The organism is Micromonospora sp. URMC 107 (assembly GCF_051386315.1).
Lineage (GTDB): Bacteria > Actinomycetota > Actinomycetes > Mycobacteriales > Micromonosporaceae > Micromonospora.
In genome coordinates this window covers 43,161-64,909 of the sequence record NZ_JBPQTK010000020.1, presented here as the reverse complement: position 1 = coordinate 64,909, position 21,749 = coordinate 43,161, and the positions used below count along the sequence as shown (strand labels likewise).

Here is a 21,749-nt window from a genome sequence, read left to right as displayed (position 1 = left end):
GGCTGATCGCCCCCGCCACCGCCACCCCGATGCCGACCCAGACGACGCCCGGCAGCCGACGGCCCTGGGCGCGGGCGATCAGCCCCTGCCAGACCGGCTGGGTGGCGCACAGCGCGGTCGCCGCGGCGACCGAGGTGAGCTTCGTGCTGGGCATCCAGGTGGCGAAGTGCGCGGCGAGCGCGACCCCCGACAGCACGCAGTAGACGCCCTCGCGCCGACCGGCGCCGACCGTCAGCGATTGGAACTCGGCGCGTCGCCGGGTCGCCGAGAACGGGCCGAGCACGGCGACCGAGAGCAGGTTGCGCCAGAACGCGACGGCCAGCGCCGGCGCCGCCGCGAACGCCACCAGCGGCGCGGACGACGAGACGGCGACGACGGCCAGGGCGACCGCCCCGGTGGTCACCGGGTCGAACGGCGGGCGGTGCGCTGCGGGGGACACGGGGAGCAATCCTCACACGTCACGGGCCACCACGGAACGTCAGCACTCCGTTACGATCATGCTGTCCGCGCCGGCGATTCCCCTACCGCCCGGAGGCGCTCCCCCATGCCCACGTACCAGGCGGTCCTGTTCGACTTCTTCGGCACGCTGACCTGTTCCGTCCAGCGGGGAGCGGCCCACCGGTCGACCGCCGAGCTGCTCGGCTGTCCGCCGCACACGCTCGTCGACGTGCTCGACCGCACCTACTACGAGCGGGCCTGCGGGCGACACGGCAACGCCGAGGCGACCCTGCGCTGGGTGTGCGAGCAGGCCGGGGTGCACCCCTCCGACGACGCAATCCGCTCGGCGGTCGCCTCCCGCCACCGGGCCGTACGCGCCGACACCCGGCTGCGCGACGAGGCGGTCCCGACGCTGGCCGCGCTGCGCCGGCTCGGGCTGCGCACCGGGGTGATCAGCGACTGCACGCACGAGCTGCCGGAGTTCCTGCCGCAGCTGCCGGTCGCCCCGCTGCTCGACGTGCGGGTCTTCTCCGTGCAGGTGGGGCGCTGCAAGCCGGACCCGGCGCTCTACCAGGCGGCGTGCCGGCGGCTCGACCTGGCGCCGGCGGACTGCCTCTACGTCGGCGACGGCGGCAGCCAGGAGCTGACCGGGGCGGAGCGGGCCGGGATGACCGCCGTACGGCTGGCCGCACCCGACCTGGCCGGCCACATGGTGTTCAACGCCGACGCCGCCTGGAGCGGGCCGGTGCTGCGCTCGCTCGACGAGGTGGTCGGCCTCGTCGAGCGGGTCCCCGGGCGGGCGGACGCGCCCGTGCCGGCCGTCGCCGCCGTGCCGGCCGGTTGCGGCCTCTCCTGACGCCGGGTCCCCGGGGCCGCCGGGATCCGAAATCGGGCGTGACCGGCAGCGACCGCACCACCGGCGGGCGGCGCGGCGGGCGGCGGGCCCGGCGCGGGCGGCGCGGCGGGCGGCGGGCCCGGCGCGGGCGGGACGCCTCAGCGGCGGCGGACCCGGTGCAGGCGGAACGGCTTGCGGGCCGCCCGGACCGCCGGCGTCTCGCGCGGCACCTCGGCCAGCGAGTCCGCGGGCAGGCCGGCGCCGGCGACCGGCTCGCCGACCGGGGCGAGCCGGTTCACCGCGCAGCCGTCGGCCGCCCAGCGCTCCACCAGCTCCGCGGTGGGCCCGGGCGCGTTCAGCCGCTTCGCGGCCACGAGCGGCGCGGTGGTCTCCCAGTGCTCGGTGCCCGGCACCAGGCGGCTCACCCGGGCCGGCCAGGTGACGATCCGCCCGCCGTGGTCGCCGCGCAGGGTGACCTGCGCCTCGGTCGCGTCGGCCAGGCCCGGGGCGGACTGCTCCCCGGGGCCGCTGACCACGAAGAGCGCCCCCTCCAGGGGTAGGCACCACAGCGCGAGCGCCGGCCCGCCGGCCACGCTCACCCAGGCCACGGCGGCCTTCTTCATCGCCTCGTCGACCAGCGGCGTGCTGGTCCGCTCCGCGTCGGTCACCCCGGCATCCTCCCGCATCCACCCCCGTCCCGTCAGCGCCACCCGGGGTCCGTCGGTGCCACCCGGGTCCCACCGGCACACCGGGGCCCGTCAGCGCCGCCCGGGCCCGTCAGCGGGTCCGTTGACGCCACCCGGGGTCGGTCCACGTGCCCGGGACCGTCGGCGGCAGCCGGGTTCGTCCGCCTCCGGGGCGCGGCGGCACGGACCCCGGAGGTCAGCCGACGAACGGGGGGACCATGATCTCGCCCCGGGCCACCGGCACGACCTGGCCGGCCACGGTGGCGCCCACCGCCTGGCCCTCGGCGGCGGTCACCGTGCAGGCCAGCACGGACGGACGGTTGATCTCGACGCCCTGGTGGACGATGTACTCCGCGCGCCCGTCGGCGGGCAGCAGGCCGCTGGCGACCAGCCACACCCCGAGCCCCAGGGCGGCCGAGCCGGTGGCCGGGTCCTCCGGCACGCCGAGCCCGGGGACGAAGACCCGGGCGTGTGCGGTTTGGGCGGCGGCGTCCCAGGAGAAGACGCTGACGTGCTCCACTCCGTACCGCTGCGCCGCCGCCGCGTTGACCCGAGCGCGGGCCACCGCGTCCGGACGGACCGGGAGGTACGGGAACTCCAGCCCGCAGCCGGCCACCCGGGGCGCCGGGCCGACGTGGTCGTCGGCGGTGAGCCCGGCCATCTCCAGCAGCGGCTCCGGGTCCAGCTCGGGGCCGAGGGTGGGGACCCCGCCCGTCAGCGTCGCCCCGGTGGCGGTCACCTCGACGGGCAGCACGCCCGCCCCGCATTCCTGAGTGACCTGCCCCACACCGAACATGCCACGGCGGCTGGCGGTCACCGCCGCGCCGACGCTCGGGTGGCCGGCGAAGGGCAGCTCCTCGGCAGGGGTGAAGATACGGGCCCGGTAGGTGGCGCCGACCTGGGTGGGCGGAAGCACGAACACCGTCTCGGAGAGGTTGAACTCCAGCGCGAGCGCCTGCATCTGCTCGGTGGCCAGTCCTTCGGCGCCGAACACCACCGCCAGCGGGTTGCCGGCGAACGGGCGGTCGGTGAAGACGTCCACGATCTCGTAGGCCAAGGTCGACATGTTGTTAGACACTAGGCGCTTAGGCTGGTGCCCGTGAGCACGCCGACCCGGGTCTACCTCGCCCGGCTCGCCGGAGTCGCCGTCTTCGATCCGAACGGCGACCAGGTGGGCCGGGTCCGCGACGCGGTGGGCAGGCTGCGGCCGACGCAACGCCCGCCCGAGGTGGTCGGGCTGGTCGCCGAGATGCCGATGCGGCGGCGGATCTTCCTCTCGCTGAACCGGATCACCTCCATCGACGCCGACGCGGTCGTGCTCGGCAGCGGCACGCTCAACCTGCGACGCTTCGAGAAGCGCCCGAACGAGCTGCTCGTGCTCCAGGAGCTGCTGGACCGCCGGGTGCAGATCGACCCCGGCGGGCAGGCGGGCTCCGTGGTCGACGTGGCGATGGAGTGCAGCCGGGGCGGCGAGTGGTCGCTGGCCCGGGTCGCCGTACGCGAGCAGACCGGCCGGCTGACCCGTCGGGGCCACCTGCACCAGGTCGAGTGGGAGCGGGTACGCGGGCTCAGCGGCATCGCCGACAGCCGGGGCACGGCCAACCTGCTCTCGGTGCTGGAGGACATGCGCCCCGCCGACCTCGCCAACGCCCTCCAGGACCTCCCCGACGCCCGGCGCAACGAGGTCGCCGCCGCGCTGGACGACGAGCGCCTGGCGGACGTGCTGAGCGAGCTGCCGGAGCACGACCAGGTGGAGATCCTGGCCGCGCTGGACCGGGAGCGGGCCGCCGACGTGCTGGAGGAGATGGACCCGGACGACGCCGCCGACCTGCTCAGTGAGCTGCCGCCGCCCGAGCAGGACGTGCTGCTCGACCTGATGCAGCCGGACGAGGCCGACCCGGTGCGTCAGCTGCTCAAGTACACGCCGGGCACGGCGGGCAGCGTGATGACCTCCGAGCCGGTCATCCTGCCGCCGGACGCCACCGTCGCCGAGGCCCTGGCCCGGATCCGGGAGCCGCAGCTCTCCCCCGCGATCGCCGCGCAGGTCTTCGTGTCCCGGGCCCCGATGACCACGCCGACCGGCCGCTACCTCGGCATGGTGCACTTCCAGCGGCTGCTCCGCGAGCCGCCGGCCGACCTGCTCGGCGGCATCGTGGTCAACGACATCGACCCGCTGCGGCCGACCACGCCGCTGCCGGAGATCACCCGCCGGATGGCCACGTACGACCTGGTCGCCATGCCCGTGATCGACCGCAACAACCGGCTGGTCGGCGCGGTCACGGTCGATGACGTGCTGGACCACCTCCTGCCCCGGGACTGGCGGGACCGGGACGCCGCCGGGCACCCGAGGACCGTCGAGCCGACGCTGGACGGCGCGGATGGCTGAGCGGCAACGGGCGCAGCGGCTCGACCAGCCGCGCGAGCCCCGGGGCGTCAAGCTGCCCCGGTTCGACCCGGAGGCCTTCGGCCGGTGGTCCGAGGGGATCGCCCGGGGGATGGGCACCGCGAACTTCATCGTCTACATGACGATCGTGATCGCGCTGTGGTTCGGCTGGAACACGCTGGCCCCGGCACACCTGCGCTTCGACCCGTACACCTTCACGTTCCTGACCCTGGTGCTGTCGTTGCAGGCCAGCTACGCGGCCCCGCTGATCCTGCTGGCGCAGAACCGGCAGGCCGACCGGGACCGGGTCTCCCTGGAGGAGGACCGCCGGCGGGCGACCATGCAGAAGGCCGACACGGAGTACCTGGCCCGGGAGATCGCCGCGCTGCGCAACGCGATGGGCGAGGTGGCGACCCGGGACTTCCTCCGCTCGGAGCTGGCCAGGCTGGCCGAGGAGCTGGACGAGGCGGGCCGGCGCCGGCAGCGGCTGGAGCGCCGGCAGCAGGACAGGATCCCGCAGCACGGCGACGGGCTGGAGGAGCCGCGCGACGACCTGGACGGCGACTGGGCCCGCGACGCCCGGCCGGAGGGCCGGCAGCCCGAGGGCCGGCAGCCCGAGGGCCGGCAGCCCGAGGGCCGGCAGCCCGAGGGCCGGCAGCCCCAGGGCTGAGCGGCCGGGCGATAGGCGCCCGCCCTGATCGTCCCGCTTCACGCGGTCTGCCGGCCAGCCCAGCCGCCGCCATCGATTCGCTCACACCGCCCCCCGCTGACGCGGTGGGGCATCACCGCCGACGTAGCATTGCGGGCATGTCAGCACCCGTCAGCACCGTCTCCGACGCGATCCAGGCCGCGCTGGCCACCGTCAACGACCCGGAGATCCGCCGGCCCATCACCGAGCTGGGCATGGTCCGCTCCGCCGAGGTCGGCGACGACGGCGTCGTACGGGTCGAGCTGCTGCTCACCGTCGCCGGCTGCCCGCTGAAGGACAAGCTGCGCGCGGACATCACGGCCGCGGTCGGCGCGGTGCCCGGGGTGACCGGCGTGACGATCGAGTTCGGCGTGATGAGCCCCGAGCAGCGCCAGGAGCTCCAGTCGAAGCTGCGCGGTGGCGGCGCCTCCCAGGAGCCGGTCATCCCCTTCGCCCAGCCCGGCTCCCGCACCCGCGTGTACGCGGTCGCCAGCGGCAAGGGCGGCGTCGGCAAGTCCAGCGTGACGGTCAACCTGGCCGCCGCGCTGGCCGCCCGCGGGCTCTCCGTCGGCGTGGTCGACGCGGACATCTACGGCCACTCGGTGCCCCGGATGCTCGGCGCGGACGGGCGTCCCACCCGAGTCGAGGACATGATCATGCCGCCGCAGTCGCACGGCGTGAAGGTCATCTCGATCGGCATGTTCACCGCCGGCAACGCCGCCGTGGTGTGGCGCGGCCCGATGCTGCACCGGGCGTTGCAGCAGTTCCTCGCCGACGTCTACTGGGGTGAGCTGGACGTGCTCCTGCTCGACCTGCCCCCGGGCACCGGCGACGTGGCCATCTCCCTGGCCCAGCTGCTGCCCAACTCCGAGATCCTGATCGTGACGACCCCGCAGACCGCCGCCGCCGAGGTGGCGGAGCGGGCGGGCGCCATCGCGCTGCAGACCCACCAGCGGGTGGTCGGCGTCATCGAGAACATGTCCTGGCTGGAGCTGCCCGACGGTTCCCGGATGGAGGTCTTCGGCGCGGGTGGCGGCCAGGCGGTGGCCGAGTCGCTGACGAAGACCATCGGCGCGCAGGTGCCGCTGCTTGGGCAGGTCCCGCTCGACACCCGGGTCCGCGAGGCCGGCGACGAGGGCACCCCGATCGTGCTGGCCGCGCCGGAGTCGCCGGCCGCGAAGGCGCTGGGCCAGGTCGCCGACCGGCTCGCCGTGCGCCGGGAGTCGCTGCTCGGCAAGCCGCTGGGCCTCAAGCCCGCCGGCCGCTGACCGTACGCCGGCCACGGCCGGCGCTGTCGCCACCCGCACGGGGGCGGCGTTCCCTCGGGAGCGCCGCCCCCGTCGCCGTCCTGCGGCGGCGGGGTCAGGTCGCGTCGTCGTAGCTGACGCGGGGGGCGGGGGCGGGGGCGCCGCCGGTGGCGGTGGCCGGCCGGCTGCCGCTCGCGCGCAGGTCGGCGGCGGAGGCGACGTCCTTCAGCTCGTTGTGCACGCCGGTCACGTCCGCCCGCAGGTTGTCGTAGACGCCCTGGAGGGGCTTGCGGATCGCCTGCTCGTCCTCCTCGCTGAGGAGGTGCTTGCGGATGAACGCCTTCGGGTGCAGATCCTCCAGCTGGATGTCGGTGCCCAGCTCGCGACTGAGGTCGGTGGTGGCGTTGCTGGCCATGGTGCGCAGGTTGCGCACCATGCGCAGGCCGTCGCTGATCACCGTGGGCAGCCGGTCGCCGAAGATCAGCAGCGCCAGGAGCAGCAGCGCACCGATCTCCCACCAGTTCAGGTTCTCGAACACTGCGCGGGCCTCCTTCGGTCAGCAGCAAGACTACGCACGTGGGGCACCACCCGGGGAGGGGGTGACCGGCCCCTACTTGGCGTCCGCGGCCAGGGTGACGGAGGCGTTCTGCCGGTTGGCGCCCCGGCGGTACTCCACGGTCACCACCGCGCCGGGCGCGAACTTCCGCACCAGGGCGATCAGGTCGGTCGGTTCGGTCATCGGCCGCCCGTCGAGCTTCAGGATCACGTCACCGGCCTTCAGCCCCGCCCCGGCCGCCGGCCCGGACGGCTCCACCGCCGCCAGGCGTACGCCGGCCCCGCCGGTGCCCGCGCCGGCCCCGCCGACCTGGGCGCCGATCACCGTACGCCGGGCCTTGCCGGTGCCGATGATGTCCTGGGTGATCCGCTTGGCCTGGTTGATCGGGATGGCGAAGGCGAGGCCGATGTTGCCCGCCTCCTGCCCGTCGGAGACCAGCGACTTGATCGTCGAGTTGACCCCGATCACCCGGCCCGCCCCGTCGACCAGCGGGCCGCCCGAGTTGCCGTGGTTGACCGCCGCGTCGGTCTGGATAGCCGCGTAGTAGCGCGTGGGACCGCCGGGCTCGCCGGCCCGCATCGTCCGGTCCAGGGCGCTGACGATGCCCGCCGTGACCGTGTTGGCCAGCGAGAGCGGCGAGCCCATGGCGAGCACCGGGTCGCCCACGGCCAGCGCGTCGGAGTCGCCGAACTCGACCGGCCGCAGGCCCGTTCGGGAGACCTTGATCACCGCGATGTCGGACTCCGGGTCCTGCCCGACGACGGTCGCCGGGGCCGAGCTGCCGTCGTTGAATACCACCGACGCCTTGCCGGTCGCCCCCGCCACCACGTGGTCGTTGGTGATCACGTGCCCGTCTGCGCTGGCGATGAAGCCGGAACCCTCGCTCGTGCCGCCGAGGCCCGCCACCCGGACGGTCACCACGCTGGGCAGCACCCGCTCGGCTACCCCGGCCAGCGACTCGGGCCTGCGCTGGGCCAGGCCGGGCGCCTGCGGGTCCGCGCCGAGCACCGTGCCGGCCGCGCCGCCGCCGCGCACCGCGAAGGCGTACCCGAGCGCCCCGCCCAGGCTGCCCGCGAGCAGTGCGGTGATCAACGGGATGAGCAGCAGCTGCCGCAGCGTCGGCCGGCCCGGGGCGTCCGGGTCGCTGACCGGCTCCGGCTCGGTGCCGGGGCTCGGCGCGGCCGGCAGCACCACGGCGGCCGGCGCGGCCGGGTCGCGCCAGGGGTCGGCCAGCGCGTCGGACCACCAGGGCGAAGTCGTGCCACCCCCGGCGCCCTGAGGCGTCGGCGGCGAGGCCACCGGCGGGAACCCGGGTGCCGGCGGTCGCGCCGGCGCCGGAGTTCCCCCGGGCTGGCGCCAGTCCCAGCCGTCGGTCACGTCGGTGCCCTCCCAGTCCATCCCCGGATCCCGCGCTCCACGGACCCGACGACAGCGTCGCCCGGTCGCGCTCGCCGGAACACCGCTTCCAGGATTACACGGATGCCGCGGATGGAGTCACCGGTTGCCGACCGTGATCGTCGGGTGGCGGACGCGCGGCTGCGCCCGTTCGGCGTCGCCTCTAGGCTCACAGTGCCCACCCGCCCCCGCACCACACGAGCCGCCCGGAGGTGTCCCATCGCCACGGTCGCCGGTTCCGGCACGTCGACGGCCCAGGCCCTGCACTTCGCCGAGTCGTACGTGACCGAGGATCTCGTCCTGCGCACCGCCCGCAGCCTGGCCCACGAGGTCGGCCTCGAGGCGGTGACCCCCGGCGCCGGCGCGGCGCTGCGGCTGCTCGCCGCCGCCGGCAGCGCCCGGGCGGTGGTGGAGATCGGCACCGGCACGGGAGTCAGCGGGGTCTGGCTGCTGCGCGGGATGCGCGCCGACGGCGTGCTCACCACCATCGACGTCGAGGTCGAGCACCAGCGGATCGCCCGGCGGATCTTCACCGAGGCGGGCTTCGCCGCCGGTCGGACCCGGATCATCACCGGCCGGGCGCTGGACGTGCTCCCCCGGCTCGCCGACGGCGCGTACGACCTGGTCTTCGTGGACGCGGAGGCGACCGGGTTCGCCGCCTGCGTGGACGCCGCGCTGCGGCTGCTGCGGCAGGGCGGCGTGCTCGCGCTCAACGGCACGCTGGCCGGCGGCCGGGTCGGCGACCCCGCCGCCCGGGACGTCGAGACGGTGACCGTCCGCGAGGCGATCAAGGCGATCCGGGAGTCGGAGCACTGGATCCCGGCGCTGCTGCCGGTCGGCCACGGGCTGCTCGCCGCCGTCAAGTGCTGACCCGCCGCCGCTGACCGGGGGCCGCCGGGGGCGGGCGCCGCCGGACGGTCAACCCAGCGAGCCCAGCCAGCGCAGCAGCGAGCGTACGCCCCAGCCGGTCGCGCCCCGGGTCAGCTCGGCGTCGTCGCCGTCGGCCCACGACGGCGCGGACATGTCCACGTGCAGCCACCGGTCGCGCAGCTCGCCGGTGAACTCCCGCAGGTAGAGCGCGGCCATCACGGACCCGGCGCCCCGGTCCGGCGAGCTGTGCAGGTCGGCCAGCTCGCTGCCGAGGTGCTCGACGTAGTCGCTGGGCAGCGGCATCCGCCAGGCGGCCTCGCCGGCGGCGGCGATCGCGGCCAGCACGTCCGCGGCGAGGCCGTCGTTGTCGCTGTAGAGAGCGCCGTGGCGCTTGCCCAGCGCGACCGCGTTCGCCCCGGTGAGGGTGGCGAGGTCGACCAGCAGGTCGGGCTCCAGCTCGGCGACGGCGTACGCGAGCGCGTCGGCCAGGACCAGCCGCCCCTCGGCGTCGGAGTTGGTGGTCTCGCTGGTCGTGCCGCCGTAGTGGCGGATGACGTCGCCGGGGCGGAACGCCGAGCCGCTGAGCATGTTCTCCGCCAGCGGCGCGAGCGTGGTGACCCGGACCGGCAGGCGCAGGGCCGCCGCGCCGAGGGTCGCCGCGACCACCGCCGCAGCCCCGGCCATGTCCTTGCGCATCAGCTTCATCGACGCCACCGGCTTGATCGAGATGCCGCCGGTGTCGAACGTGATCCCCTTGCCGACCAGCACCACGTGGGTACGCGCGTCGGCCGGCCGCCAGTCCAGCTCGACCAGGCGCGGGCCGCTGGCCGAGCCGCCCCCGACGGCGAGGATCCCGTTGAAGCCCTCCGCCGCCAACTCCTCCGGGCCGCGTACCCGCAGGTGCAGGTCCGACACGTCGGCGGCGAGGGCGGCGACCTGGTCGGCGAACCACTGCGGGTTCTTGACCGACGAGGGGGTGTTGGTGAGGTCGCGGGCGAACCGGGTCATCCGGGCCGTCGTCCGGGCCACCTCCACGGCCGCGGCGTGCGCGTCCGGGTCGACCACCACGACGTCGACCTCCGCCAGGGCGGGAGCGGCGCCGGCGTCGGTCAGCCGGAACCGGTACGAGGCCAGCAGCAGCCCCTCGACCAGTCCGCGTACGGCCGCCGGGGTGGCCTCCGCCGGCATGGCCAACGTGACGCGTGTCTCATCCTTCGCGGCGCGGGCCAGGGCCGCGCCGGCCTTGCGCCAGGCCGCCTCGTCGCCCTCGCCGATGCCGAGCAGCAGCAGCCTGCCGGCTTCCAGCCCGGGCCGCAGCTGCGCCTGGACCTCGCCGGGGCGCCCGGTCAGCCGTGCCGCCGGCACCAGGGCGGCGGCCTCCTCGACCACGTCGTCGGGCAGCGCCGCGCCGGTCGGGGCCGGTCGGGCCGGGTCGTCGTCGCCCGGACCGGGCCGGACGGGCAGAACGAGGATGTCGAGCCGGTCCGGCTCGGCGAGCAGACGGATGGCGAGCACGCGGAGCGGTACCTCCAGGAAGCTCGCGGAGCGTGGCTCCGCGGGGAATGAAGACCCTGAGCCACCGGCGGGGCCGGTGGCTCAGGGGTTGACGAAAGGCCCGCGCGGGCGCGCGGGCCGTTCCTCGGTCAGCCGGCGGCTGCCTTCAGTGCGTCACCGAGCGCGTTGGCCTCGTCGGGAGTCATCTCGACGACGAGCCGGCCACCGCCCTCCAGCGGGACGCGCATGACGATGCCCCGGCCCTCCTTGGTGACTTCCAGCGGACCGTCGCCCGTCCGCGGCTTCATCGCCGCCATGTTGTCTCCCCTCAGACCTACACCAGGGTCGGTGGGTTGCCCCACAGCCACTTCGTCTTGACCACCCGCAACCTACGCGGGGGTGTCGACCAACGATTTTCCCTGATGAACACCGCCGGACCCAAACCGAAGCAGCATTGATGTAACAGCATCTAGCTTATCCTGAGAAGGCCTGTCACAATGTGCGGTCATGCAGGCACGGTCGGCACTCTTCGACCTGTACGGCGACCACCTCCGGGCGAGGGGCGGCCGGGCACCCGTCGCCGCCCTGGTCAGGCTGCTGGCGCCGCTCGGGATCGCCCCGCCCGCCGTGCGCACGGCGGTCTCCCGCATGGTCCGCCAGGGGTGGCTCGACCCGTGCCGGCTGACCTCCGGGCCGGGATATTCGATCACACCGAAAGCCGCCCGCCGGCTGGACGAGGCGGCGGCGCGGATCTACCGGACCGGCCGGATCACCTGGGACGGACGGTTCGACCTGCTGGTGCTCGAGGCCCCCCTGTCCCGGCGGGACCGGCAGCGGCTCGCCGCCAACCTGACCTTCCTCGGCTACGGCGCCCTGGACGAGTGCACCTGGGTGGCGACCCGACCGGGCGAGGACGTGGACGTGCTGCTCGACGAGGCGGGCGTGCGCTACGAGCGGTTCACCGCCGCGCACACCGCCGGCACCCCCGGCGCGATGGGCGTGGTGCGCCGGGCCTGGGACCTGGCGGAGATCGGCCAGGCGTACGAGCAGTTCGTCGCCGAGCAGCGGCCACTGCTGGCCGGCGTCACCGTGCGCAGCCTCGACGAGGAGGCGTACGCCGCCCGGTTCCGGCTCGTGCACGCGTGGCGTACCTTCCTGTTCCGGGACCCGCAGCTGCCCCCGGCGCTGCTCCCCGAGCGCTGGCCCGGCACCGCCGCGGCCAGTTTCTTCGACCGGCACGCGGCCCGGCTGCGGCCGGCCGCCGACCGGTACGTCGAGCAGTGCCTCGACGCCGGCAACCGCATCGCCCGACAGAAGGGTCGTTAGAAGTGACCGAGCCGCTGCTCGTCGACCGCACCGACGCCGTCGTCACCCTGACGCTGAACCGCCCCACGGCGATGAACGCGCTCGACGTGGCGCTCAAGGAGGCGCTGCGCGAGACGCTGGCCGAGTTGGAGACCGACCGGTCCTGCCGCGCGGTGGTGCTCGCGGGCGCGGGTCGGTCGTTCAGCGCCGGGCAGGACCTGCGCGAGCACGTGCAGACCCTGGAGTCCACCGACGGCAACCCGCTGGACACCGTCCGGGCGCACTACAACCCGATCGCCGCCCGGCTGGCGAACCTGCCCAAGCCGGTGGTCGCGGCCGTGCGGGGGATGGCCGCCGGGGCGGGTGCCTCGCTGGCCTTCCTGGCCGACATCCGCATCGGCGGGCCGTCGACCAGCTTCCTGATGGCGTTCGCCAAGGTCGGGCTCGCCGCCGACACCGGCGCCTCCTGGACGCTGCCCCGACTGGTCGGGCACGCCAAGGCCATCGAGCTGCTGATGCTGGCCGAGCCGGTGCGCGCGGCGGACGCCTGCCAGCTCGGGCTGCTGAACCGCCTGGTGGAGGACGACGAGCAGGTGCTGCCGACCGCGCAGGAGCTGGCCGCCCGGCTGGCGGCCGGCCCGACCGTCGCGTACGGGGCGATCAAGCGGCAGCTCTCCATCGCCGACGCGGGCACGCTGGCCGACGCCCTGGCCGCCGAGGCGCAGGCGCAGGCGATCTGCGGGGGCACCGCCGACCACCGCGCCGGCACCCTGGCCTTCGTCAACAAGCAGAAGCCGGTCTTCGAGGGCCGCTGACGCCTGCCCGGCCGGCCCGCCCCGGCATTCCGCGGGCGGTGGGCCGCGCCTGCGGCGGGACGCCGGCCGGACCGGGCGGTGGGCCGCGCCGGCGGCGGGACGCCGGCCGGGCCGCGCGCGGAGCACCGGCAGCGGCGGCCCGAGCGTCGTCGCGGAGACGTCACCCGGGGTCGGTCAGTCCTCCTCCTCCGGATCCTGGTTCGCCTCCGCGCCGAGCACGAACGCCTGCATGGCCAGCTCGTCGCCGGAGGGCGAGACGAAGGCGGGCAGCTCGCGGGGACCCAGCTCCTGCACGTAGGCCCAGAACAGGCGGACCGCCTCGGCGGGCGACGCGGCCTCGATCGGCAGGTCCAGGCTGACCAGCCAGGAGCGCCGCTGCGGCGGCGGGCCGAGCCGGGCGGCCAACTCCCGGAAGGCCGTCGGGTCCAGTGCGGTCAGCGGCCCGTCGAGCGCCAGCGTCTCGGCCGGCACCGGCTCGTCGAAGGCCCGCCGGGTGTACGCCACCACCAGCGGCGCCTCGGCCCGCTCGGACTGCGGGTCGTCCGGGTCCTCCCGCTCCTGGCCGCTGGCCGCGGCGACCCGGCCCAGCGCCACCAGCCGGGGCGGCGCGTCGGCCAGTACCGCCACCCGGTCGCCGGGACGGGGCCCGGCGACGTCGGCCAGACCGGTCAGCTCGAGCGTGTCGTGGTGGACGAGCCGCTCGGCCTCGTAGCGCCCAGTCGGCAGCAGCACCGCCCAGGCGCCCGTGCCGTCGGCGGGGCGCGCCGCGTCCACCCGGTGCGCGGTGTCGGTCGTCATGGCCTCCATCCCATCACGCCGCGTGCGCCGCCACGACGTGGCAGCCCGCAAGGTGGTCGTCGACCATCCCGGTGGCCTGCATCAGCGCGTAGGCCGTGGTCGGGCCGACGAAGCGGAAGCCCCGCTTCTTGAGCGCCTTGGCCATCGCGGTGGACTCGGCGGTCAGCGCCGGCACCTCCGCGAACGACGTGGGCCGGGCCGGCCGGGGCGGCGGGGCGAAGGACCAGAGCAGCGCGGAGAGCCCCTCCGGAAGCTCCAGCGCCGCCCGGGCGTTGGCGATGGCCGCCTCGATCTTGGCGCGGTTGCGGACGATGCCGGCGTCGCCGAGCAGCCGGGCGACGTCGGCGTCGCCGTAGCCGGCCACCGCGTCGATCCGGAACTCGTCGAAGGCCAGCCGGAACGCGGGCCGCTTGCGGAGGATGGTCAGCCAGGACAGCCCCGACTGGAACGCCTCCAGCGTGAGCCGCTCGTAGAGCGCGTCGTCGCCGCGCAGGGGCCGGCCCCACTCGGTGTCGTGGTAGGCGGCGTAGTCGGGGGTGCTGTGCCCCCAGCCGCATCGTGGCAGCCCGTCGGCGCCGATCACCAGGTCAGTCACGCGTCCACGCTAGGGCACCGCCCCGACAGGCCTGCGGCCTCCGGCCCCGCGTCGCGCCCGGGTGGCCGGGCCTGGTCCGACCGGAGTCGACGACGTCGGGGCCTCCCGGCCGCGCCGACCGCCCGATGTCAGCGACGTCGGGTCGATCGAGCGAACCCGGTCAGGGTCGATCAGGCGAAGCCCGGCTCAGGGCAGCCGGCCCTGCTCCACCAGCCGGCCGAACCTCTTCAGCGCCTGGGTCAGGCTGAACTTCGACCCGGGCCAGAGCACCGGCCAGGCCACCCGACCGGCCGGGCCCACCGGCAGGTGGAACCACTCGTGCCAGACCACCTGGGTGCGGTTCCGCTCCAGCGGCGTGCAGCGGAGCACGCCGGGGCCGCGCAGCAGCTTCCCGCAGTGCACGACGCCCACCTCGTAGGGCGCGTCCACCCGGACCACCCGCATCTCGTCGCGCAGCACGGCGGGGCCGAGCGCCGTGACCGCCTCGACCAGGCTGCCCTCGCCGCCGTCGCCCTCGACCACCCGGACGGTGGTGAAGGGGATCCAGTCCGACTGCCGCTCCCAGGCGGTCAGCGCCGCGAAGACCCGCTCGGCCGGCGCGTCGACGATCACCGTGGCGGTGACCTCGCCCGCGCCGGGCTGCGCCACGTCGCGCAGGTCGTCGCCGGGTTCCGGCCCGGTCACTTCGACTCCGACCCGACCACCGGGCCGGGACTGGTCGCGTCGCCCGCCGGCCGCGTCGTGCCGTCGTCGCCCGCCCCGCTCCGGTCCGCGGTGCTCTCGCCACTGGCTCCGGCCGGGTCTGCAGCCCCGTCGTCCGAGTCGGCGGTCGGTCCCGCGAACGCGGGGACCGGCTCGACGACCACGTCGGTCTCCCCCGGCGCGCCTGGCCGGTCGGCCCCGACCGGCACCGTCCCCCGGGCCTCCGGCGACGGCTCGGCGGCGGCCGCCCGCTCCCGGGCCCGGCGCAGGGCGTCGGCGTCCGCCGTGCGCCCCTCGCGCAGCGCGGCGACCTCCGCCTCCAGCACGCCGATCAGCTCGGACTTGTAGCCGATGTCGTAGGCGGCCCGGCGCATCGCGTGGTCGACCTGGTCCATGCGGTAGCCCCGCAGCGCGGTGTCGAACCGGACCTCGCCCACGTCGGACTCGCGCAGCGGGCGGGCCGCCGGCAACGGCACGGCCCGTCCGTCCGGCTCGGCCGGCGCCAGGCCGGGATCCCGGCCGGAGACCAGCACCGTCACCCCGAACACGACCGCCGCGACGGTCAACGCCACGACCAGCAGGAGCAGAACCTGACCCATGCACAGATCGTGGCATGTCGAACCGCCCCGAGCGACCCCACGACCCGCCGCGTCCCGGATCCGCGTCGAAGTACTTCCGCCCGAGGCGCCGGGGCGGGAGGCGGTGACGGCGGACCGGCGGGGCCCGACCCGGGCGGACCGGCTAGCGTCGTGACCGGCCGACGGCGGGCACGGGTCGGCGGCGGACCTTCAGGAGGCGGCATGGCCGGGGCGCTTCGGCTCGGTGGGCGCACGTTCGGCCCGGACGAGCTGGTGGTGATGGCGATCGTCAACCGCACGCCGGACTCGTTCTACGACCGGGGCGCGACCTTCGCCCAGGACAGCGCGCTGCGCGCCGTGGAGCGGGCGGTGGAGGAGGGTGCCGAGATCATCGACATCGGCGGGGTCAAGGCCGGTCCGGGCGCCGAGGTCGACGTGGCCGAGGAGATCCGCCGCACGGTGGCGACCATCGCCGCCGTCCGGGCCGCCTTCCCCGACGTGGTGATCTCGATCGACACCTGGCGGGCCGAGGTGGCGGTGGAGGCGGTGGCGGCGGGCGCCGACCTGCTCAACGACACCTGGTCCGGCGCCGACCCGGCACTGGCCCAGGTGGCGGCGCGCACCGGCGCCGGCCTGGTCTGTTCGCACGCCGGCGGCCTGGCGCCCCGGACCCGCCCGCACCGCGCGGCCTTCGCCGACGTGGTCGCCGACGTGCTCACGACGGTGACCGGGCTCGCCGACCGCGCGGTCGCGCTGGGCGTACGCGCCGACGGGATCCTGATCGACCCGGCGCACGACTTCGGCAAGAACACCCGCCACTCGTTGGAGATCACCCGCCGGCTCGGCGAGCTCTCCGGCACCGGCTGGCCGCTGCTGGTGGCCCTGTCGAACAAGGACTTCATCGGCGAGACGCTGGATCTGCCGGTGGCCGAGCGGCTGGAGGGGACGCTGGCGGCCACCGCCGTCTCGGCCTGGCTGGGCGCCCGGGTGTTCCGCGCGCACCAGGTCCGTCCCACCCGGCGGGTGCTCGACATGGTCGCCTCGATCCGGGGCGACCGCCCGCCGACGCTGGCCCGGCGCGGCCTCGCCTGACCGCGGCCGGGCGGGGACGGTGGGGCGACCGTGGGCCGCCCATGGCGGTCAGGACCAGCGCAGGATGTTCTTCCGCCAGGCGTAGAGGATGCCGAGCGCCAGCACCGCCACGAAGACGGCCATCTCCACGACCGTGACCATCCCGAATCCCGGCCGGTCGAAGACGACCGCCCAGGGGAAGAGGAACACCGACTCGACGGCGAACAGCACGTAGAGATACGCGTACACGTAGTAACGGATCTGCATCTGCGCCCAGTCGGCGCCGACGGGGTCGAGGCCGCACTCGTAGCTGGTGCGCTTGCCGAAGGGATCGGCCGGACGGGCAGGACGTAACACCCGGTTGGCCGAGAACGCCGTAACGAAGAAGAGGACGCTGGCGAGCAGCAGCAGCCCGAGCGTCGCGTACGAGCCCAGGTAACCTGGTCACGGTCGCCGAGCCTACCGCTCCTCGTCGCCGCCCGGGTCGAACCCGTTACGGATTTGTTTCCCGGCGGGACTAGTGCCCTCTAGCAACATTTGTCGAATATGGGTATCTCACTCATCGTCACCGGAGGACAGATGGCTCGCGTGGACGTACGGCCCGGCCGGCGGGCGCGTGACCGACGCGCCCTGCCCCTGCTGGCGATCGGCCTCGCGGTCGGGCTGACCGTCACCGCGGGGCCGGGCTGGGCCACCGCCGCCCCGACCGCCGCCCGCGTCGCCTCCCCCGCGACCGAGCCGGCCGGGGAGCCGGGCGGGGACACGCCCACGGCGGATCCGACGGAGACGGAACCGGTGCCCACCGAGGCGCCCTCGACCACGGCCCCGCCGCCGGAGACCACGCCACCGGTCGCGACGACCGAGCCGGCCCCGACGACGACGGCCCCGGAGCAGCCGGCGCCGACCACCGCCGCGCCGACCACCGCCGCACCGCCCCCGGCGCCGGCGCCGTCGGTGCCGCCCGTGCGGCCCTCCGCGCCCGCCTCCACCCCGCCGGCGCCAGCGGCCGGGGTCAGCGTCACGACCGACGACGTCACCCTGACCGCCGCCTACTGGAACGCGCCGAGCACGGTGACCACGCTGCGGGTGACCGTCACGAACACCGGCGCCACGCCCGCCCGGATCCGGCTGGCCTACACGCTCCCGGCCGGGCTGAGCGACGCCGGCACCGGGGGCTGCGCCCCGGCCGGCGGCGGAGAGCACCGCTGCGGCGAGTGGGCGAGCGCGCCCGGCGCCCGGTTCAGCACCCTGCTCCGCGTACGGGTCGACGGCGACGCCTGGAAGCGGATGCCGCTCAGCGGCTCCGTCCGGGTCACCGCGACCGCGCCCGGCGTGCCCGGCGTGGTGAGCGACAACGAGGGGTTCGCGGTGCTCTTCCCGCCCGGTCCGCCGGTGCCGGGGATCAGGCTGGCCGCCGACGCGGTCTCCTTCGACATCAGCGGCGGCTCGAGCGGACTCGAGGTGCGCCTGGGCAACACCGGCCGGGTGGACGCCGAGGGCCGCATCGAGGTGGTCCTGCCCGCCGGGGTGACCGTGCCGACGCCCCCGTCCGGCTGCACCACCGTCAGCCCCGCCCGTACGCGCTGCGCGTTGGGCACCCTCGCCGCCGGCCGGACCGCGCAGCTGCGGCTGCCAGTGTCCGCGACCCCCGAGGCCCAGCGGCAGGCCCCGCTGGCCGGCGCGGTGCTCGGGCAGCTCGACCCGCGCAGCGGCCCGACCCGACAGGTGCAGATGAGCTTCCGGATCACCTCGGCCGCCGCGCTGGCGACGCCGGTGGCCTCGCCGCCCGCGCCGACCGGGTCGCAGGGCGTACTGGCCGCCGAGGCCCCGGCCGTCAGCGACGGCGGCGGAGGCGGCTCGGTACGGCGGACGGCGATCCTCCTGATCGTGATCTCCATGCTGCTGGTGGTGTTCGCCCTCGCGCTGGCGACCACCTCGCTGCGGCGTCGGATGACCGCCCCGGTGACCGGGCCGTCCGCGGCGTCGACGGAGTGACCCGGGCGGCCCCGCGCCGCCGGTCCACCCGGACCGGCGGCCCGCCCACCCCCGCGACCGGTGATCTGGATTACGGCGGCCGGATGGAAACACCTCAAATCGGGGTGGAATCTCGCTGTATCGCATCCCACAGGGCGGCCTCCGAGAAGGTTGGGGCGGCGATTCGACGTAGGCTCTCAGGTGAGGTAACTACAGCGGACCGGGCCCGCCTCGGCGGGTCTGGTACAGCGGTGCGTCAAGGAGGTCACGTGGCCGGGCAAGGCGAGGTCACCATCAAGTTCAGCCGCCCGCGCGACCGCGCCCAGCGAAGCGAGGTGCAGGCGTGACCAAGCAGATCCGTCAACTGGACCGGGTGGTCATCCGGTTCGCCGGTGACTCCGGCGACGGCATGCAGCTCACCGGCGACCGGTTCACCTCGGAGACCGCGCAGCTGGGCAACGACATCTCCACGTTGCCGAACTTCCCGGCGGAGATCCGGGCTCCCGCCGGCACCCTGCCGGGCGTGTCGAGCTTCCAGGTGCACTTCGCCGACTACGACATCCTGACCCCCGGCGACTCGCCGAACGTGCTGGTGGCGATGAACCCGGCGGCGCTCAAGGCGAACCTCGCCGACCTGCCGCGGGGCGCGGACATCATCGTCAACACCGACGAGTTCACCAAGCGCAACCTGGCCAAGGTCGGCTACCAGTCGAACCCGCTCGAGGACGACTCGCTCGCCGGCTACGTGGTGCACCCGGTGGCGCTGACCTCGATGACGGTCGGCGCGCTCGCCGAGCAGGCGGTGTCCAAGAAGGACGCCGAGCGGGCGAAGAACATGTTCGCCCTCGGCCTGCTCTCCTGGATGTACAACCGGCCGTACGAGTCGACGCTGCGCTTCCTGGAGCGCAAGTTCGCGGCCCGCCCCGAGCTGGTCGCGGCCAACGTCGCGGCGTTCCGGGCCGGCTGGAACTTCGGCGAGACCACCGAGGACTTCGCGGTCCGCTACGAGGTGAAGCCGGCGAAGATGCGGCCGGGCACCTACCGCAACATCACCGGCAACGCGGCCCTCTCGCTCGGCCTGGTGGCCGCCGGCGTCCGCTCCGGGCTGCCGGTCTTCCTGGGCGCCTACCCGATCACCCCGGCCTCGGACATCCTGCACGAGCTGAGCAAGCACAAGCGCTTCGGCGTGCTCACCATGCAGGCCGAGGACGAGATCGCCGCGGTCGGCGCGGCGCTGGGCGCGTCGTACGGCGGCTCGCTCGGCGTCACCACCACCAGCGGCCCGGGCGTGGCGCTCAAGAGCGAGACGATCTCCCTCGCGGTGGCGCTGGAGCTGCCGCTGGTGATCGTCGACGTGCAGCGGGCCGGTCCCTCCACGGGCATGCCCACCAAGACCGAGCAGGCCGACCTCAACATGGCGCTCTACGGCCGCCACGGCGAGGCCCCGGTCGCGGTGATCGCGCCGAAGTCGCCGGCGGACTGCTTCCACGCGGCCATCGAGGCGGCCCGGATCGCGCTGACCTACCGCACGCCGGTCATCCTGCTCTCCGACAACTACGTCGCCAACGGCTCCGAGCCGTGGCTGCTGCCCGACGTCGAGTCGCTGCCCGACCTGCGGGTCGAGTTCGCCACGAAGCCCAACGGCGACGACGGCACCACGTTCCTGCCCTACCTGCGCGACCCGCAGACCCTGGCCCGGCCGTGGGCCGTCCCGGGCACCGCCGGGCTGGAGCACCGCATCGGCGGCCTGGAGAAGGCCGACAAGACGGGCGACATCTCGTACGACCCGGCGAACCACGACTTCATGGTGCGCACCCGGGCGGCCCGGATCGAGACGATCCCGGTGCCGGACGTCGAGGTCGAGGACCCGGACGGCGACGCCCGGGTGCTGGTGCTCGGCTGGGGCTCCACGTACGGGCCGATCGGCGCGGCGTGCCGGGGCCTGCGCCAGCGCGGCCACGCCATCGCGCAGGCGCACCTGCGGCACCTCGCCCCGATGCCGGCCAACCTCGGCGCGGTGCTGCGCTCCTACGACCGCGTGGTCATCCCCGAGATGAACCTCGGCCAGCTCGCCCACGTGGTCCGGGCGAAGTACCTGGTCGACGCGATCGGCTACAACCAGGTCCGCGGCCTGCCGTTCACCGCCGCCGAGCTGGAGACGATGCTGGAAGAGGTCCTGAAGAATGTCTGAGCCCGTCGCCCTCAAGCTCACCGCCAAGGACTTCAAGTCCGACCAGGAGGTGCGCTGGTGCCCCGGCTGCGGCGACTACGCGATCCTCGCCGCGATCCAGCAGTTCATGCCGGAGCTGAACATCCCGCGCGAGCGGATCGTCTTCGTCTCCGGCATCGGCTGCTCCTCCCGCTTCCCGTACTACATGAACACCTACGGGATGCACTCGATCCACGGCCGCGCCCCGGCGATCGCCACCGGCCTGTCGGCCTCCCGGCCCGACCTGTCGGTCTGGGTGGTCACCGGTGACGGCGACGCGCTCTCCATCGGCGGCAACCACCTGATCCACGCGCTGCGCCGCAACGTCAACCTGAAGATCCTGCTGTTCAACAACCGGATCTACGGCCTGACCAAGGGGCAGTACTCGCCGACCTCCGAGGTCGGGAAGGTCACGAAGTCGACGCCGGCCGGCTCGGCCGACGCGCCGTTCAACCCGCTGTCGCTCGCCCTCGGGGCCGAGGCCACCTTCGTGGGCCGCACCATCGACTCCGACCGCAAGCACCTCCAGTCGGTGCTGCGGGCCGCTGCGGAGCACCAGGGCTCGGCGTTCGTGGAGATCTACCAGAACTGCAACATCTTCAACGACGGCGCGTTCGACCAGCTCAAGGAGCCGGCCACCCGCGACGACTTCCTGATCCGGCTGGAGCACGGGCAGCCGATCACGTTCGGCAAGGACGGGCAGTTCTGCGTCGTGCACCCGCCCGGCGGGTTCGGCCTGGAGGTCCGGGAGACCGCGTCGGTCAGCCCGGGGGAGATCGTCGTGCACGACGCGACGGTCACCGACCCGGCGTACGCCTTCGCGCTGTCCCGGCTGCCCGGCCTGGACCTGCGGAACACCCCGATCGGCGTGTTCCGCTCGGTGGACCGGCCGTCGTACGACAGCGTGGTGCAGGGGCAGCTCGCCGAGGCGAAGGCCAAGGTCACCGAGACCCCGGAGCAGCAGCTCGCCGGCCTCCTCGCCAGCGGGGACACCTGGACCATCCTCTGAGCGACCGTCGCCGACCCGGTCGGTCCCCGCGGCGGGCCGGGGTCCGCGCGGCACCCGACGACGCGACAGGGCCCGTCACCGACCGGTGACGGGCCCTGCGT

The 21,749-nt window shown here is 74.9% G+C and carries 23 protein-coding genes; 11 read left to right on the top strand and 12 right to left on the bottom strand.

Features of this window, described 5'->3' with window-relative positions; genetic code table 11:
* The coding region (locus ACSNN9_RS07555) for an EamA family transporter (RefSeq protein ID WP_436672064.1) at positions 1-448 on the bottom strand (448 nt) is incomplete at its 3' end.
* Positions 449-544: 96 nt separating this feature from the next.
* Here ACSNN9_RS07555 and ACSNN9_RS07550 point away from each other — a divergent pair.
* Entirely contained in the window at positions 545-1,294 is a 750-nt protein-coding gene (locus tag ACSNN9_RS07550) for an HAD family hydrolase (protein ID WP_436672062.1), read from the top strand.
* 137 nt (positions 1,295-1,431) lie between these two features.
* Here ACSNN9_RS07550 and ACSNN9_RS07545 read toward each other — a convergent pair whose 3' ends face one another.
* Positions 1,432-1,959 carry a hypothetical protein gene (locus ACSNN9_RS07545; protein ID WP_436672076.1) on the bottom strand — a complete coding sequence of 176 codons (528 nt, stop codon included), beginning with the start codon at positions 1,957-1,959 and terminating at the stop codon, positions 1,432-1,434.
* 196 nt (positions 1,960-2,155) lie between these two features.
* The gene (locus tag ACSNN9_RS07540; protein ID WP_436672060.1) at positions 2,156-3,025 is read right to left on the bottom strand and encodes a PhzF family phenazine biosynthesis protein; all 870 of its coding nucleotides are present in this window, start codon (positions 3,023-3,025) and stop codon (positions 2,156-2,158) included.
* 33 nt (positions 3,026-3,058) lie between these two features.
* Between ACSNN9_RS07540 and ACSNN9_RS07535 the strand changes: the two genes are divergently transcribed.
* The 3 genes from ACSNN9_RS07535 (at position 3,059) to ACSNN9_RS07525 (ending at position 6,298) form a co-directional block, all read left to right on the top strand.
* Entirely contained in the window at positions 3,059-4,345 is a 1,287-nt protein-coding gene (locus tag ACSNN9_RS07535; RefSeq protein ID WP_436672058.1) for a magnesium transporter MgtE N-terminal domain-containing protein, read from the top strand.
* Positions 4,338-5,012 (top strand): DUF1003 domain-containing protein, encoded by a 675-nt coding sequence (locus ACSNN9_RS07530; protein WP_436672056.1) that lies wholly within the window; start codon positions 4,338-4,340, stop codon positions 5,010-5,012. Before ACSNN9_RS07535 ends, ACSNN9_RS07530 begins: the two co-directional genes overlap by 8 nt.
* Positions 5,013-5,149: 137 nt before the next feature.
* A complete protein-coding gene (locus ACSNN9_RS07525; protein WP_436672054.1) occupies positions 5,150-6,298 on the top strand; it encodes an Mrp/NBP35 family ATP-binding protein in 1,149 nt (382 codons plus the stop codon).
* Positions 6,299-6,392: 94 nt separating this feature from the next.
* On the opposite strand, the gene ACSNN9_RS07520 is transcribed toward ACSNN9_RS07525, so the two are convergent.
* Entirely contained in the window at positions 6,393-6,815 is a 423-nt protein-coding gene (locus ACSNN9_RS07520; protein ID WP_358090855.1) for a preprotein translocase subunit TatB, read from the bottom strand.
* Positions 6,816-6,887: 72 nt separating this feature from the next.
* The gene (locus tag ACSNN9_RS07515) at positions 6,888-8,210 is read right to left on the bottom strand and encodes a S1C family serine protease (protein WP_436672075.1); all 1,323 of its coding nucleotides are present in this window, start codon (positions 8,208-8,210) and stop codon (positions 6,888-6,890) included.
* 300 nt (positions 8,211-8,510) lie between these two features.
* On the opposite strand from ACSNN9_RS07515, the gene ACSNN9_RS07510 reads away from it, so the two are divergent.
* Positions 8,511-9,098, top strand: a complete 588-nt coding sequence (locus ACSNN9_RS07510) for an O-methyltransferase (RefSeq protein ID WP_357875680.1) — start codon at positions 8,511-8,513, stop codon at positions 9,096-9,098.
* Positions 9,099-9,146: 48 nt separating this feature from the next.
* On the opposite strand, the gene ACSNN9_RS07505 is transcribed toward ACSNN9_RS07510, so the two are convergent.
* Positions 9,147-10,613: a leucyl aminopeptidase family protein gene (locus ACSNN9_RS07505; RefSeq protein ID WP_436672051.1), complete on the bottom strand. Its 1,467-nt coding sequence runs from the start codon at positions 10,611-10,613 to the stop codon at positions 9,147-9,149.
* A gap of 128 nt (positions 10,614-10,741) precedes the next feature.
* Positions 10,742-10,909: a DUF3117 domain-containing protein gene (locus ACSNN9_RS07500; RefSeq protein ID WP_007455245.1), complete on the bottom strand. Its 168-nt coding sequence runs from the start codon at positions 10,907-10,909 to the stop codon at positions 10,742-10,744.
* Positions 10,910-11,099: 190 nt separating this feature from the next.
* On the opposite strand from ACSNN9_RS07500, the gene ACSNN9_RS07495 reads away from it, so the two are divergent.
* Positions 11,100-11,918, top strand: coding sequence for a PaaX family transcriptional regulator (locus ACSNN9_RS07495; RefSeq protein WP_357875589.1), 819 nt, complete (start codon positions 11,100-11,102; stop codon positions 11,916-11,918).
* Positions 11,919-11,920: 2 nt separating this feature from the next.
* Entirely contained in the window at positions 11,921-12,712 is a 792-nt protein-coding gene (locus tag ACSNN9_RS07490) for an enoyl-CoA hydratase-related protein (protein ID WP_358090842.1), read from the top strand.
* A 174-nt stretch (positions 12,713-12,886) separates the two neighbouring features.
* Here the strand turns inward: ACSNN9_RS07490 and ACSNN9_RS07485 are convergent, their stop codons facing one another.
* The 4 genes from ACSNN9_RS07485 to ACSNN9_RS07470 form a co-directional block, all read right to left on the bottom strand.
* Positions 12,887-13,510 carry a hypothetical protein gene (locus ACSNN9_RS07485; RefSeq protein ID WP_436672048.1) on the bottom strand — a complete coding sequence of 208 codons (624 nt, stop codon included), beginning with the start codon at positions 13,508-13,510 and terminating at the stop codon, positions 12,887-12,889.
* Positions 13,511-13,523: 13 nt separating this feature from the next.
* Complete coding sequence (locus ACSNN9_RS07480; protein WP_358090835.1) at positions 13,524-14,105, bottom strand: DNA-3-methyladenine glycosylase I; 582 nt, start codon at positions 14,103-14,105, stop codon at positions 13,524-13,526.
* 186 nt (positions 14,106-14,291) lie between these two features.
* Positions 14,292-14,789 carry an SRPBCC family protein gene (locus ACSNN9_RS07475; RefSeq protein WP_357875581.1) on the bottom strand — a complete coding sequence of 166 codons (498 nt, stop codon included), beginning with the start codon at positions 14,787-14,789 and terminating at the stop codon, positions 14,292-14,294.
* The gene (locus ACSNN9_RS07470; RefSeq protein WP_436672046.1) at positions 14,786-15,406 is read right to left on the bottom strand and encodes a DivIVA domain-containing protein; all 621 of its coding nucleotides are present in this window, start codon (positions 15,404-15,406) and stop codon (positions 14,786-14,788) included. Before ACSNN9_RS07470 ends, ACSNN9_RS07475 begins: the two co-directional genes overlap by 4 nt.
* A gap of 201 nt (positions 15,407-15,607) precedes the next feature.
* Between ACSNN9_RS07470 and folP the strand changes: the two genes are divergently transcribed.
* A complete protein-coding gene (gene folP, locus ACSNN9_RS07465; RefSeq protein WP_358090832.1) occupies positions 15,608-16,477 on the top strand; it encodes a dihydropteroate synthase in 870 nt (289 codons plus the stop codon).
* A 48-nt stretch (positions 16,478-16,525) separates the two neighbouring features.
* Here the strand turns inward: folP and ndhC are convergent, their stop codons facing one another.
* Positions 16,526-16,891 (bottom strand): NADH-quinone oxidoreductase subunit A, encoded by a 366-nt coding sequence (gene ndhC, locus ACSNN9_RS07460; RefSeq protein ID WP_436672074.1) that lies wholly within the window; start codon positions 16,889-16,891, stop codon positions 16,526-16,528.
* Positions 16,892-17,035: 144 nt separating this feature from the next.
* On the opposite strand from ndhC, the gene ACSNN9_RS07455 reads away from it, so the two are divergent.
* The 3 genes from ACSNN9_RS07455 (at position 17,036) to ACSNN9_RS07445 (ending at position 21,648) form a co-directional block, all read left to right on the top strand.
* A complete protein-coding gene (locus ACSNN9_RS07455) occupies positions 17,036-18,451 on the top strand; it encodes a hypothetical protein (protein ID WP_436672044.1) in 1,416 nt (471 codons plus the stop codon).
* 322 nt (positions 18,452-18,773) lie between these two features.
* Positions 18,774-20,621, top strand: coding sequence for a 2-oxoacid:acceptor oxidoreductase subunit alpha (locus tag ACSNN9_RS07450; RefSeq protein WP_436672042.1), 1,848 nt, complete (start codon positions 18,774-18,776; stop codon positions 20,619-20,621).
* Positions 20,614-21,648 (top strand): 2-oxoacid:ferredoxin oxidoreductase subunit beta, encoded by a 1,035-nt coding sequence (locus tag ACSNN9_RS07445; protein ID WP_436672040.1) that lies wholly within the window; start codon positions 20,614-20,616, stop codon positions 21,646-21,648. The genes ACSNN9_RS07450 and ACSNN9_RS07445 overlap by 8 nt, the downstream gene beginning before the upstream one ends.
* The last annotated feature ends 101 nt before the right edge of the window (positions 21,649-21,749 follow it).

Excerpts from the sequence above, each read along its gene's own strand:
- ACSNN9_RS07550 (WP_436672062.1), top strand. The coding sequence starts at position 545 with ATGCCCACGTACCAGGCGGTCCTGTTCGACTTCTTCGGCACGCTGACC.
- ACSNN9_RS07545 (WP_436672076.1), bottom strand. The coding sequence starts at position 1,959 with ATGCGGGAGGATGCCGGGGTGACCGACGCGGAGCGGACCAGCACGCCG.
- ACSNN9_RS07540 (WP_436672060.1), bottom strand. The coding sequence starts at position 3,025 with ATGTCGACCTTGGCCTACGAGATCGTGGACGTCTTCACCGACCGCCCG.
- ACSNN9_RS07530 (WP_436672056.1), top strand. The coding sequence starts at position 4,338 with ATGGCTGAGCGGCAACGGGCGCAGCGGCTCGACCAGCCGCGCGAGCCC.
- ACSNN9_RS07525 (WP_436672054.1), top strand. The coding sequence starts at position 5,150 with ATGTCAGCACCCGTCAGCACCGTCTCCGACGCGATCCAGGCCGCGCTG.
- ACSNN9_RS07500 (WP_007455245.1), bottom strand. The coding sequence starts at position 10,909 with ATGGCGGCGATGAAGCCGCGGACGGGCGACGGTCCGCTGGAAGTCACC.
- ACSNN9_RS07495 (WP_357875589.1), top strand. The coding sequence starts at position 11,100 with ATGCAGGCACGGTCGGCACTCTTCGACCTGTACGGCGACCACCTCCGG.
- ACSNN9_RS07485 (WP_436672048.1), bottom strand. The coding sequence starts at position 13,510 with ATGACGACCGACACCGCGCACCGGGTGGACGCGGCGCGCCCCGCCGAC.
- ACSNN9_RS07470 (WP_436672046.1), bottom strand. The coding sequence starts at position 15,406 with ATGGGTCAGGTTCTGCTCCTGCTGGTCGTGGCGTTGACCGTCGCGGCG.
- folP (WP_358090832.1), top strand. The coding sequence starts at position 15,608 with ATGGCCGGGGCGCTTCGGCTCGGTGGGCGCACGTTCGGCCCGGACGAG.
- ACSNN9_RS07455 (WP_436672044.1), top strand. The coding sequence starts at position 17,036 with ATGGCTCGCGTGGACGTACGGCCCGGCCGGCGGGCGCGTGACCGACGC.
- ACSNN9_RS07445 (WP_436672040.1), top strand. The coding sequence starts at position 20,614 with ATGTCTGAGCCCGTCGCCCTCAAGCTCACCGCCAAGGACTTCAAGTCC.